Origin of the sequence: Rheinheimera riviphila (assembly GCF_004005945.1) — a bacterium.
Classification (GTDB): domain Bacteria; phylum Pseudomonadota; class Gammaproteobacteria; order Enterobacterales; family Alteromonadaceae; genus Pararheinheimera; species Pararheinheimera riviphila.
The window spans coordinates 1-12601 of record NZ_SACS01000012.1; the positions used below are offsets into that span (position 1 = coordinate 1).

Below are 12601 nucleotides of genomic sequence, written 5' to 3' on the forward strand. Positions count from 1 at the left end.
CACGTTTGATAATGCTCACAAAACTGTGTGTAGCCATAGGCCGTGGCCGTATCGAGATCTCGATATTCCTGCCATAACAGCAGCTTGGTCATCCCTTTACGTTTGAGTTCCTGATGCATCAAAGCGATGTCAGGCTGGCGTTTGAGCCTGGACGAGTTTTTACCTTTATAGACAGCTTTTTCTAACTCGGTATCGCTGGTTTCATCAGGCAATGGCCAGCTTAAACCGCTGGTCGAAAAGCGCGACAAGATCTCGCTAACAGTGGCGGGCCCGACAGAGCAGCACTTACTGATGTCTCGTAAGCTGAGGCCAGCATCAAAGCGAAGTCTCAGAATGTCTTTAATTTTGCTCATATCTGTTCTCTTTCTAGCCATGGTCAGCTTTTCCTAAATGCATTAAAGTTAGGGCGAGCTTACCAGTTGATTTAGTTAGAAAAAGAACGGCATTTCGGTATTCCGATCAGTGATTCCGGCATTCCGAACATCGATTTCGGAAAATGGCTAAAAGTGATCGGATAAAACCGAAATAGGCGATCGGATTAAACCGAAATGGGTGATCGGATTGGACCGAAATGAGTGTTCGGATTCATCCGAAACATGCAAAAATTAAGTTTTTGGTGTTAATAGTCAACATTTGGGGAGGTTTTTAACAAAAAAATGCCAACAGTTGGCGCAACCGTTCAGTTTGGATCAGCAATGTTTTAGTTCAGCTTTGGAATTTTTACCTTCGGAATATTTACCCAAATGCCTCGCGACACGGGGTTAATCCTCGAAGCCATTTTTGTTTTAGCTTGTCGCAGAACTGCTGGATGTCAGCCGCCGGGCCAATGACTCTGTGGTAAATTCTTTCGAGCTTACTGCAGTTGCGCAGCCAGATGCTGGGAGACATTTGTAAGCGCGCCAATAGCGGTGGAATATCTTCGCTAATATATCCGCGTTTGTTGGGGTTAATTTGCCTGCCGGTCCATTCAACCAGTTGAATATATTCGATTAAATTGTAAGAGATATGATTCGGGTCATTGATTTGATGTGAGTCACCTGCAAAAGGTAATAACAATTTTTTCATCGGCGATGTGGAATTGCAATCTGATCTCGCCTGGATTGAGGTGAAGTCTGATGTTTCCAAAGAATCAGCGATTCCGGCGCGGATAGGGTTTAAATCGACATAGATCATTAATTGAATTTCGGCGACGTCTTTGAGCAATGCCTGAGATTTGAAGCGGCTTTCCCAAAAATGGCCGGTGCAACCGTCTTCAGCGTTGGCCATTCGGGCAATTTTTTCATTTAAACAGCGCATAAACCAGCTCAGGTCGTATAAACGCTCGCGCCATAATGCAACTTTGGCACGAACAAAATCGAGTTCAGCGTCCGACATCAAATCTTTGTTGATGAATCGTTCCACCAAAAACGGCAAATGAAACAATGCTTTCCAACGGTGAATGACTTCATGGCTATCCCAGATTTTGGCTTGTTGTCGTTGAATTCTCACGACTAAATGGTAATGGTTCGGCATGATGGCGTAGGAAGTAACTGCAATTGCAAATACCTTTGCAATTTCTTTCAGTCGGTGTTCAATCCAGTCGCGACGATGACTGAAGTCTTTGTTTTCAAAGGTTCCACATAAAAAAGTGCGCCGGACACAACGACTCACCACATGATAACTTGGTGTCGTATCAACAGACACCAGCGCCTTCCTTGGTACTGGCATAATCTTCTCCCTGGAAAATGTAGACATTAAATTTAGTTGCAAAAAAGTTAATGTCAACTGCAGAAACAGGGATTAGATGGATGTCCTAGGTTTTATTACTAGGTCTTAGGGATTAAATGGATGTCCTAGGTTTTACAAACCTTCGCTACCGCTCTGCACTAACCGTGTATTTACCTGCACTGTAGCCGCCGTCATCAGTTTATGAATAGGGCACTTATCGGCAATCGCCAGTAGTTGTTGCCGATCACCATCGGACAAGCTACCAACCAATTTCAACACAACATTTAACTGATAAAGCCCCTGAGCTTCCTGGCTGTTGTCGCGGTTGATTTCGACATCAACCCAATCGAGCGGCAGTTGTTTACGTTTGGCGTACATCAGCAGCGTGATGGCTTTGCAGGCGGCGAGGGAGGCGTCAAAAATATCATGTGGATCCGGGGCTGAATCGTCACCGCCTAATGCCGCAGCAACATCGGCAAATAGGGTGTGTTGATGGCTGTCCTGATGTACACGGATGGTTTGTCGAAAGGCGCCGCTATCACTTTTTTGCAAATATATCGTCATAAAAGACCTGTCTTGATTAAGTTTGTGTTTGTTGTATTTTTGCTTGCTTACACTTTCGGCAGTGGAATAAATTCCACTTCATCACCAACCACTTTCGGAAACTTGCCGTCTTGCCAATCCTGTTTCGCCTGCGTAATTCGCTCTTTACGGCTCGAGACAAAATTCCAGTCGATAAAACGAGGGCCAATCGCAGCTCCTCCAATTAACGCAATCCGGCAGTGACTCAACGCCTGAATAGTGACACCTTCGGCAGCGGCAAAAATAACCATATTAAATTCTTCAATCTGCTGATCTTTGATTTGCAGCGTGCCCTTGGCCAGATATAGCGCCCGTTCTTCGGTATCTGGCAGCTCTAGCGTCTGGCCAGGTTGCAATTCGGCTTCCAGATACAAAGTTTCGCTATAAGTTTTAACGGGCGACAACAGGCCATACGCACTACCAATCAGGACCCGCACCGGCACCTCATTGACAATAGTTGCCGGAATAGTGGCCGCTGGGTAATGGTAAAAAGCCGGGGCAATTTCTTCAAATTCAACAGGTAAAGCCAGCCACAATTGCAAACCATGCAAACGATGTGGCTGTCCTGTTACTTCAGGTCGTTCGCGTTCGGAGTGGACAATACCGCTGCCGGCGACCATCAGATTAAGATCACCCGGCGTGATGGTTTGCAGGCTGCCCACTGAATCGCGGTGCAGAATTTCGCCTTCAAACAAATAGGTGACAGTCGCCAGATTAATATGCGGATGTGGCCGGACATTGATGCCTGAACCCGCAGCAAATTCGGCCGGGCCCATATGGTCAAAGAAAATCCAGGGGCCTACCGTTTTGCATTGGCGGTTGGGCAGGGTGCGGCGCACTGAAAACTCACCTAAATCGGTCGAGCGTGGTGTGATGATGAGTTTGATGGCGTCGCAACCATTGGAAAAATCGCATTCATGTTCTAAATCAGCTTGCTGTTGGTCAGGGGTCGACAGGTCGGTGCTGGTCATTGGTGTTCCTTTTGCTAAAAAGAAGCAAGATTGCCGCAAGATTGAAGCTAGCAAGATGTAAGCGCTTTGCGTATTGATGCAGCATCGCTGTAAAGAGCTGGTATTTCAAGCAATTTTGATCGGAAATTAATCGCAATATTAATGCGAATCATTGTCAATGGCGTTTCTTTGTTGGGTTTCCTTCGGTATGATGTGCGCAAATATGAGGAGACACTGATATGCCAAACCAAAACCACTTTATCAAATTGCCGTTAGTGATTGCGACCCAACTGGCATTGTTCAGTTTAAGTGTGAGCGCGCAGGATAATACTGCTGAAAAAGATCTGGAACGAATTGAAGTTGTTGGGAAATACACTGTTAATGAAAATATCGATACCGCGACCGGTCTTGGTTTAAGTCTGCTGGAAACACCGCAGTCGGTCAGTATCATTACTGCTCAGCGAATTGCGGATCAGGCCTTTAGTTCAATTAACGAAGTGGTGGGTCAGACGGTCGGTTTGTCGGCCAAACAAGTCGACTCTACTCGGAATACTTTTAGTGCCCGTGGCTTTGATATTGATAAATATCAGATTGATGGTGTGCCAATGGCCTGGTCTTTGGCTGGAGATTCCGGCGAGACCATTACTGATGTTTCTATTTACGAACGAATTGAAGTAGTGCGGGGCGCGACTGGCCTGTTAACCGGCGCTGGCGATCCATCGGCGTCAATTAACCTGGTGCGTAAACATGCCACCGCCACCGAATTAACCGGTTATGTAAACGCAGGGATTGGCAGCTGGAACAACAAATTTATCACTGCCGATGTTTCTTCTGCGGTGACCGTTGACGGCAAAGTGCGGGCAAGATTAGTGGCGAAAAAAGAGGCCGGTGATAGCTTTATGAGCATCGCTTCGGAAGATAAAACGGTGATTTACGGCGTGATTGATGCCGATCTGACCGATAGCACGCTGTTCAGTTTTGGTAGCAGCTATCAGGACAACCAACCTGAAGGCTCGACCTGGGGCGGCTTAGCAGCCTGGTTTACCGATGGGACTCAAACCAACTGGGACGCGTCAGTCACTTCTTCCGCCGACTGGACCTACTGGCAATCGACCAACGTCAATACTTTTGCCAATCTGGTACATAACTTCAGCAATGGTTGGCAGGGCAAAATCAGCTTTAACCACAACAAAAATACCGCCGACACCAAGCTATTATATGTCTATGGCATGCTGGATAAACAAACCGGCATCGGTTTAGAACCATGGCCCTATAAAAGCAGTGGTTTTAGTAAGCAAAGTAGCTTGGATCTACAATTAAAAGGCGATTTTGAGCTGATTGGCCGCAGTCATGAATTTGTTGTCGGCGCGCTTAAAAGCAAGCAAGAAGCAGAAACCGACACTTATCAGCAAACGTCCGCTTATGTCGGAGTTGGTAACTTTTATCAATGGGATGGCAGTTATCCGGAGCCAACTTTTGCTGCAACTGGTGCCCGTCAGGAAGACGTTGAAACCGAACAGGATGGTTTTTACGCAGCAACCCGGCTGACGTTTACCGACGATTTAAAGCTGATTGCCGGTGGCCGCTTGTCGAGCTGGCAGCGCGAAGGCGTCAGTTGGGGTGTTGATGCAAACTTCGGCGACGATAGTGTTTTTGTGCCTTATGCCGGTTTGATGTATCAAGTCGCACCAGCGCATAATTTGTACATCAGTCAAACTGAAATTTTTAAACCACAAAACGCCCGTGATGTGACCGGCAAATATATAGATCCGGTCACCGGTACCAACCGTGAATTAGGCTTGAAAAGTGCTTTGTTGAATGGCGCTCTGCAGACGTCAGTCGCAGTGTTTCAGGTACAACAGGACAATCTGGCACAAAACACCTTGGTGCCGTTCCCGGATAGACCGATTGAGATGATTTACGCCGCCGCTGACGGTGTAGAAAGTACCGGGTTTGAACTGGAAGTTATTGGTCAAATCTCTGATATTTGGAAACTTTCGGCTGGTTATTCACAGTTTAAAGCTGAAGATGCCAAAGGCACTGAAGTGAATACCGATCACCCACGCAAAAAGCTGAATATTTTTACCACGCTAGATATAGCGCAGTTCGTGCCGGGACTGGAAATTGGCGGTGGCGTGAGCTGGGAAGGTTCACAGTACAGTGGTATCGGTGCGAAAAAATTAACTCAGGATGCCTTTAGCCTGGTGAATTTGATGGCCCGTTACAATGTTTCTGAACAGTTTTCTGTGCAGCTGAACGTCGACAACCTGTTTGATGAAACCTACTTCAGTCAGATTGGTTTCTTTGAGCAATACGGCTACGGCAGCCCACGGAATGTTAGTTTAGGTGTGACTTATAACTTCTGATGATGAGGCAAGGATGTCTTTGTAAAAGTGAAAACCAACAAGGCCAGCAGTTGCTGGCCTTGTTGTTGATATAGAGTTCAAAAAGTAGGGCGCCACTCACCGTGTCAGCGGCAGTGCGCCGGGTTGTGATTTGATTCATGCCCGCGACACGGCGGACAAATATTTAAATAAAGATCATTGCCGCATAGCGCCATCGAACATGTGCCATGCAAAATAAATTACTTCAACAAAGTCTCTGGTAATTCCCAACTTGCCGTCAATTGCTGACCTTGCCAGGTTTCAATGGTGACCCACATTTTATCGGTTGCTGCAAAGGTCGCTGGTGCTATGGCATGCACGTGTTGGCCGTGGCGATTGCCGTGCAGTATGCCATCTTCGGTTTGTTGTAAAATGCCAAGCGGCAATGGGGCTGGCCCGATATTGACATACCCCTGGCGAATATCGCCAATTTTCCCTTTGTTAAACATCAACATAAAGTCTTTTACATAAGCCTCATGATGAACATAAGGTTGCTCTAAATCCAGCGGCATCGGGGTAATTTCGAAATCGCCGACCTGCTGCGCCGGCCAGGCCGGTGGAAAAACCGGTGTCATTGACTGATATAAAAACCAGAACGGCAGCACCAAGACGGAGCCGCTGAGTTGATAGCGATATTTGCGCCAGAACGAAGGTTTGTTGGTCATAAAATTCCTAAATTCGAAAAGTAGCGAAAGTCTGCTCCAGCCACGAACAAAAACTGATCACAGAGACAAGCAATTATGCGAAAGCCGATGCCGCGTCTTCACGCATGGCCTTTTTCAGCCGGGTTGCCCACATCATAAAGCCGGTGATCGACATGCCGGTTAAAATCACGCCAAAGAAAAACCACAAAAACTTGGTCCACAAACCGCCTAAGGTACCGTAGTGCAGCGGATCAGCGATATGCATCAAGGTTTGCACTGCGGTCAGGGATTCAGGTGATTTTTCGCTGGCGATGATGCCTGTCCACGGATTTATACTCAGCGCATAGGCATATTGGTCATAAAAGATATGGTCGCCACCGCCGGAAATCTGATACATGCCACGTTGATGTTCGGGCAGCATGATGAAAGAAGGTTGCAGCTGCGGGAACCGCTTGGTGGCGATATCCATCGCATCGGCTAATGACAATTTCGGGCTTTGGCTATCGGTCGGCACTTCGTTGATTGCCACGATGGGCGCATGCGGCTCAATATCAATTTCGTTGTGCCACATGATGGCCTGCGCTAAATACCAAAAACCAGTAGCCGACATCAGCATTAAAAACCAAATTGACCAGACTCCGGCCAGACGGTGCAAATCGGCCAACACTGTGGCTTTATTCGCGGTGAGTCGCACCTTCGGCTGCGTAAACGAGCGCCAGAATTTTTTGTACACCATCAGACCGGTAATCAGCGCACCCAACATTACAAATGCCATTGCTGACACCAGGTAATAACCGACGCTATAACTTTGTTGCCATGGGAACAATAACCAGCCGTGTAAACTGCGCATGAAACCAATAAAAGTCAGACCTTCATTAATTTCCTGAATCTCGCCGCTGTATTGGTTGACATAAGCAATGGCGTAGGGCTTGTCGTGATCAGTAAAGGTGATGGCGTGGACAAGATACGGTTCAAAGGTCATGACGCCGCTCACATCAGCGGTCGGGAATTTCTGTTGCACCGCCGCCACTAACTGGCTGATCGGTAGCGCTGGTTTATCCTGCGGATTGCTGGCGCGCGCAGCAGGGTTGGTCAGCCAGGTCAGTTCGTGACTCAGTACCGCAATAGTACCCGTCAAGCAAACAAAACAAAAAATCAGCCACACCGGCAATGAACACCAACCATGCAGCTTAAACCAGGATTTATTACTCAACATTGCCATCTACATCATTAAAAACGGAACAAAGTGCCGCCAGTTTAATGGTAAGAGGAATGATTATCAATAAGTTTGGGTGGCTGACACCGATTTTTGAAAGCACTTACTTAAAGGCGTCGTAATTTCAGGACAGCCACCAATGGATGGCTGTCCTGACAAAATTCACAGTGCCTTGTTGCGCGATGGCCAGTTCTGTGGCACACGGGTCAATCGCGGCAACTTGAGGCGGTTAAACTAGCCATTCGTCATCAGTAATTGCCTGCAAGCCATGGATCAGTGAGATAAGAGTTTGGACATTCGATGTTCAGGCCCTGTTTTAAGATTTCAACCTGATTTGTGCTGGTCTGGTTGATCAAAACGCCGGCAAATAAGATAAAACTCGTTCTTTGAAGCACTATGCCCCCAATTCACGTCGCCACAACTTCTGATACGCATGCTCAGGGTCATAACTCTGGATCTGTTTCTCCAGATTAAAACGTCGGTTTGAACGTGGATCGGTGCCAAATCCGGCGAGATAGAGCCAGTTGCCCTGATTGCTGTAAACGTCATAGTCAATCAACTGCGCTTCAAACCAAGCCGCACCAGCGCGCCAGTCGCATTGCAGATCGTTCACCAGATAACTCGCCACAATTTGCCGCATCCGGTTTGATAAATAACCGGTCGCCTTTAGTTCAAGCATACCGGCATCAATCAATGGCTGTCCTGTATTACCCTGGCACCAGCGCCGAAAATATTCTGGCTGGTGCGGGATTTTGCGTGGTGGTGTTGCCGAACGTTGTGGGGTTGGTTGCTCTGCTGTTTTTAAACCGTGTGCCCAATACAGCTTCCGGCCAAAACGCAGATGTAAAAAACGGAAATAGTCTCGCCATAGCAGTTCGAACCAAATCCAATAGGTACTGTCGTTTTGACCATGTTCGGTTTCGTGAGCAGTCAGCTGCTGATAAATCTGCCGGGCAGAAATGGCGCCACTGGCCAGCCAGGGTGAAAATTTGGTTGAATAATCAAAGCCAATCAGACCGTTGCGGGTTTCTTTGTAGTGCCGGGGCAAGTCCGACCGGAAATAGCTTTGTAAATGCGCCAAAGCTGCGACTTCGCCGCCGCGGGCAACAGGCTGTTGGTAAGGAAATGCGCTGCGTGTATCAGCTGTGGCAATCCCAGCCCAGCTGTGTAGATCAATGCATTCTATGGCAGTCGCTTGCTCCGGACACGCCGGCAATTGTGAAACTCTAGGCAAAGGTGGTTGCGGGCGGCAGGCCGCTTTTTCCAGCAGATTTCGAAATGTCGTAAAAACCAGCGGTAATTCGGTCATTTCAAAAGGCAGTGCTGTGGGCTCTATTAAGCTTGATTGCCACTTGGTTAAAATGAGCGGGGAAATTTGAAATCCGTTCACCAAAACAGCTTGTTGCCGCAATACCGCAATTTGATCAATTTCCTCTGGAGCGGCAATGTCTTCACAGTAAAGTGTACTGGCACCAAGCTTGTGCATTAAATCCGGTAGCGCCGTCGACGGATCTCCGGCAATCAACAGCAGCTTGTTGCCCAGAAGCTCACACTGAGCCGCCAGTGCGCGCACAGTGTCCGCCAGATACACTTTTCGATGTGGGCCAATCCGCGCAAAACCCCAGTGGGTCTGTTGGTCTTCTGGTAAGCAAACCACCAGCGCTAATCTGCTGCCGTGCTGCAAACTTTGCTGGCAGGCGAAGCTAAGCGCCGGGTTATCGGCCAACCTGAAGTCATTGCGAAACCAATACACCGCTGTGGTTGGCTGGTTTGGCTGAGTCTGTTGCTCGTTTTGTTGTTGTGGTATCTGTTGCATGGCCGCGTCCAAAAACACCCGGCAAATCACCGGGCGCTCTTTCTACGGCGTTTGGATCAGATGCAGTTCAGTCTGGCGGCCACTAAAATATTGGAATTTCTGGCCATCAAAATAGCCGTCTTCTTCCAGCATCACCCGAATGCTATTACCCCATTCAGGGATATCAACAGCAACATTGAGCTCAATCGAATAAGCGGTATTGGCAGTCAATGGATAATCACCACTGCCGGCAACCCCTTGCTGTGCATCCCACATCCCAATAGTGGGGCCAGCGCCGTGACCATGATGGCCCAGCGGGTGACTGTAAATAGTCGCTTGCAGCTGCTGCTTTTTGGCTTGTTGCAGGCTGATGTTCAGCAATTCATTACCGCTGCGACCCGTTTTAAAGTTGGAAGTTAAAATATCCTGCAGTTGATTGCCTTTCTTCAAAGCTCGTAGCAAATAATCCGGCGCTTTGGTTTCCCCCGGACGCAGCACATAAGCATGTTGCTGCTGATCCGAGTTCAGTCTTAAATAAGTCAGACCAAAATCAACATGCAATAAGTCGCCGGGCAAAATGACATTGTCGGTTTTGGCTGCGCTAAAGGCCGTAATCTGATCAAATTTATCAGAACTTGCGCGTTGCAATGAGACTGTAGGATGGAACCAAACCGGCAACCCAAGTTCGGTGCTTTGTTGACGTAACCACCACACCACATCTTCGGTGGTGGTTTTACCAGGCGTCACCACTTCATTAGAAAAAGCGCGTTTGATAAGCATGTGGCCAATTTGGGTTAGATTTGGGTATTGCTGTAGTTCAAGTTTGGAACGGGTTTCCAGCCAACCCACGGCCAGTTTTTCTGCACTGACTAATTTTTTGCTCAAATCAACGCCAAGCTGTTGTTTTAGAGTGGCAAGTTCAGTTGCAACCATGCCATCGGCATGACCAAAAAATTCCGACTGATTGATGCCAATGTTCCGCGGCTTTTTACTTTGAATAAGGTCACGCAACGCCTGCCATTGATCAGATTGCTGCTCGACATTCCAGGTTTTTTTAAATAATTCGCCAACGTCATAGCGCGCGACTGCATGCAATTGCAGCGGTTTCCCCAGTCCGGGGTTATAAATTACCAGCATGGTACGACGCCTGGCGGATAACCAGGTGGCGGGTAACATGGTTTTTAACACCGGATCTTCGTTATATTCGCGCGAAATCAGCAGCCATAAATCGATATTCTCGCGCTGCATCAAAGGTTGTAATAACTGACTAAAACGCTGGCTGAGAATTTGATCCTGTAATTGCGCTTGATTTTGTTCACTCAGAACAGCCGCAGCGCCAGCGGCAAAACCTGGCAAATATAATAAGCTAATCAACAACAACACTTTCATTCGGCGATCTCTGTGCAAGGTGGAAGGGGTTCTGGAAACACCAGTCGCCAGTCATTTTTCATATCGATCAGCGGCCAGCCATATTCGGTCGCGGCGTCCAGCACCTTACTACCCGGGCTGTATTGATATTCGCGTTCAGCATCGGTGTGATGCACCATCATGCACAATGCGCCTGGGGTGCTGCTGGCCCAGCGTAACATTTTGATATCGCCGCTGCTGTTACCAAAAGCGGCAATTGGATGGCGGTCGATCCGGCTTTCAATGGCCAGCACTTTGCCGGCGCCGTTATCAAAAAACCACGGAATAGGGCGCAGTTCCACCTGTAACTGACCGCCATGATCGGTCAGACGGGTCAACAACTGGCTGCCAATCGCTTGCTCTGGCGGAATGTGATAACAAGGTTCGCACATGGCACGGACAAAATAGTTACTGCCGCCGGAGACGATGTAATTTTTAAACCCATGCTCGGCAAACAACTTCAGCACTTCCAGCATTGGCTGATACACCAGCTCGGTATAAGGGCGCTGAAAGCGTGGATGTTGCGCCTGCGCCAGCCACGACTGCGCCCAAAGTTTATATTCATCGGTACTGATACCATCGATAAATTCGCGCACCAGCCAGCGGCCATCTGACAACATTTCTTTAATTTTTACTGCCAGAAAATGTCGTGCTTTGCTGAGGACGCCGCCCAGTGCAGCCCCAAACAACCCGCCAAAAAAGCTGTTGCCGTCAGTCACGGCCTGCTGTGGATTGTGTTTGAGCAGATCGGTGATAAACACAATCTCAGTGACTTTCGGTTTTTCGAGCCACAAAGTGCCGTCATTATCAAATACCGCAATCCGGGCAGCGTGTTGCACAAAATACGGCGACTTGTGATCGGTGGTTCGATGAATAAAGTCGAGGATCGCCTGTTTATTGGCACCCTCGTGCCAGGATGGTAATGGATCAATGCCATGCATCTGTGCCTTCCTTTGCTTAAAGTTAAGGTTCTATCCGTACAACATTGTCCATCGCATCTGCGGCAGTGACTTAATACTTCTGCCGCTTTAAGCCGGTTTCTGCCATGATTTTGGCCGAAATTTCTTCAATCGACAAGGTAGTCGAATTTAGGAACGGGATCCGCTCTTTTTTATACAGATTTTCCACTTCATCCAGTTCCAGTTTGCATTGCCGGAGCGAAGCGTAGCGGCTATTAGGCCGGCGTTGTTCGCGGATTTGCGACAACCGTTGTGGGGTGATGGTCAGGCCAAATAATTTGGTTTTATTGGCTTTGAGCACATCCGGCAGCTTCAGGCTGTCCATGTCTTCTTCGACAAAAGGATAATTGGCAGCTTTAATGCCATATTGCAAAGCTAAATAAAGGCTGGTCGGGGTTTTGCCGGAGCGACTAACGCCAACCAGAATAATATCCGCCTTTGCGTAGTCTTTAAGGTTTGAACCATCGTCATTGGCCAAAGCATAGTTCACCGCATCTATCCGAAAATCATAGGTTTTTTCGTGAATGCTGTGCGTGCGGTGCGTTTTTGGCATCGCCTGAATGCCGAGCTCTTTTTGCATCGGTTCGACAAAGGCATTTAAAAAGTCGTAACAAACGCCGTCGGAGCTATTGATGATGGCTCTAAGACCTTCATCGACAAAGGTCAAAAACACCAAAGGCCGCACTCCGGTAGTTTTATAACGATCGTTAATTCGTTGTTTGGTATGTAAGGCTTTGTCAGAAGTTTCAACAAACGGGATGGTGACATGGTCAAATTCTGCTTCAAATAGAGAGAGTAAGGCGTGTCCAAACACTTCTGACGTAATGCCGGTGCCATCAGAGATATAAAAGGCTGTACGCATCATTGATCCTTAGTTGTCGTTATAAAATTACATTATAAATTAAGGTTTTATTTAAGCCGTCTGGCAGTGTAAAATCTTTGCGCTTATGTCGCGCG

10 protein-coding genes and 1 pseudogene are annotated in these 12601 nt (G+C 47.8%); 1 reads left to right on the forward strand and 10 read right to left on the reverse strand.

Annotation, left to right across the window (positions count from 1 at the left end):
* From EOE67_RS11810 to EOE67_RS11825, 4 genes and pseudogenes are all read right to left on the reverse strand, one after another.
* Positions 1–353, reverse strand: a pseudogene (locus EOE67_RS11810) (IS21 family transposase); the annotation flags it as partial.
* Between the two features lie 382 nt (positions 354–735).
* Positions 736–1707 carry a transposase gene (locus tag EOE67_RS11815; protein WP_164852307.1) on the reverse strand — a complete coding sequence of 324 codons (972 nt, stop codon included), beginning with the start codon at positions 1705–1707 and terminating at the stop codon, positions 736–738.
* A 132-nt stretch (positions 1708–1839) separates the two neighbouring features.
* Positions 1840–2271: an OsmC family protein gene (locus tag EOE67_RS11820; RefSeq protein WP_127699288.1), complete on the reverse strand. Its 432-nt coding sequence runs from the start codon at positions 2269–2271 to the stop codon at positions 1840–1842.
* A 47-nt stretch (positions 2272–2318) separates the two neighbouring features.
* The gene (locus EOE67_RS11825) at positions 2319–3260 is read right to left on the reverse strand and encodes a pirin family protein (protein ID WP_127699289.1); all 942 of its coding nucleotides are present in this window, start codon (positions 3258–3260) and stop codon (positions 2319–2321) included.
* A 218-nt stretch (positions 3261–3478) separates the two neighbouring features.
* Between EOE67_RS11825 and EOE67_RS11830 the strand changes: the two genes are divergently transcribed.
* Entirely contained in the window at positions 3479–5605 is a 2127-nt protein-coding gene (locus EOE67_RS11830) for a TonB-dependent siderophore receptor (protein WP_127699290.1), read from the forward strand.
* A 218-nt stretch (positions 5606–5823) separates the two neighbouring features.
* On the opposite strand, the gene EOE67_RS11835 is transcribed toward EOE67_RS11830, so the two are convergent.
* From EOE67_RS11835 to ppsR, 6 genes are all read right to left on the reverse strand, one after another.
* A complete protein-coding gene (locus EOE67_RS11835; RefSeq protein WP_127699291.1) occupies positions 5824–6288 on the reverse strand; it encodes a hypothetical protein in 465 nt (154 codons plus the stop codon).
* A gap of 73 nt (positions 6289–6361) precedes the next feature.
* Positions 6362–7483 (reverse strand): PepSY-associated TM helix domain-containing protein, encoded by a 1122-nt coding sequence (locus EOE67_RS11840; RefSeq protein ID WP_240652798.1) that lies wholly within the window; start codon positions 7481–7483, stop codon positions 6362–6364.
* Between the two features lie 394 nt (positions 7484–7877).
* Positions 7878–9299 carry a DASH family cryptochrome gene (locus tag EOE67_RS11845; RefSeq protein ID WP_127699293.1) on the reverse strand — a complete coding sequence of 474 codons (1422 nt, stop codon included), beginning with the start codon at positions 9297–9299 and terminating at the stop codon, positions 7878–7880.
* A gap of 42 nt (positions 9300–9341) precedes the next feature.
* The gene (locus EOE67_RS11850; RefSeq protein WP_127699294.1) at positions 9342–10667 is read right to left on the reverse strand and encodes a M24 family metallopeptidase; all 1326 of its coding nucleotides are present in this window, start codon (positions 10665–10667) and stop codon (positions 9342–9344) included.
* A complete protein-coding gene (locus tag EOE67_RS11855) occupies positions 10664–11626 on the reverse strand; it encodes an HAD family hydrolase (protein ID WP_127699295.1) in 963 nt (320 codons plus the stop codon). Before EOE67_RS11855 ends, EOE67_RS11850 begins: the two co-directional genes overlap by 4 nt.
* Positions 11627–11696: 70 nt before the next feature.
* Entirely contained in the window at positions 11697–12506 is an 810-nt protein-coding gene (gene ppsR / locus EOE67_RS11860) for a posphoenolpyruvate synthetase regulatory kinase/phosphorylase PpsR (protein ID WP_127699296.1), read from the reverse strand.
* Between the last annotated feature and the right edge of the window lie 95 nt (positions 12507–12601).

Excerpts from the sequence above, each read along its gene's own strand:
- EOE67_RS11825 (WP_127699289.1), bottom strand. The coding sequence starts at position 3,260 with ATGACCAGCACCGACCTGTCGACCCCTGACCAACAGCAAGCTGATTTA.
- EOE67_RS11855 (WP_127699295.1), bottom strand. The coding sequence starts at position 11,626 with ATGCATGGCATTGATCCATTACCATCCTGGCACGAGGGTGCCAATAAA.
- EOE67_RS11850 (WP_127699294.1), bottom strand. The coding sequence starts at position 10,667 with ATGAAAGTGTTGTTGTTGATTAGCTTATTATATTTGCCAGGTTTTGCC.
- EOE67_RS11845 (WP_127699293.1), bottom strand. The coding sequence starts at position 9,299 with ATGCAACAGATACCACAACAACAAAACGAGCAACAGACTCAGCCAAAC.
- EOE67_RS11835 (WP_127699291.1), bottom strand. The coding sequence starts at position 6,288 with ATGACCAACAAACCTTCGTTCTGGCGCAAATATCGCTATCAACTCAGC.
- EOE67_RS11840 (WP_240652798.1), bottom strand. The coding sequence starts at position 7,483 with ATGTTGAGTAATAAATCCTGGTTTAAGCTGCATGGTTGGTGTTCATTG.
- EOE67_RS11830 (WP_127699290.1), top strand. The coding sequence starts at position 3,479 with ATGCCAAACCAAAACCACTTTATCAAATTGCCGTTAGTGATTGCGACC.
- EOE67_RS11815 (WP_164852307.1), bottom strand. The coding sequence starts at position 1,707 with ATGCCAGTACCAAGGAAGGCGCTGGTGTCTGTTGATACGACACCAAGT.
- ppsR (WP_127699296.1), bottom strand. The coding sequence starts at position 12,506 with ATGCGTACAGCCTTTTATATCTCTGATGGCACCGGCATTACGTCAGAA.
- EOE67_RS11820 (WP_127699288.1), bottom strand. The coding sequence starts at position 2,271 with ATGACGATATATTTGCAAAAAAGTGATAGCGGCGCCTTTCGACAAACC.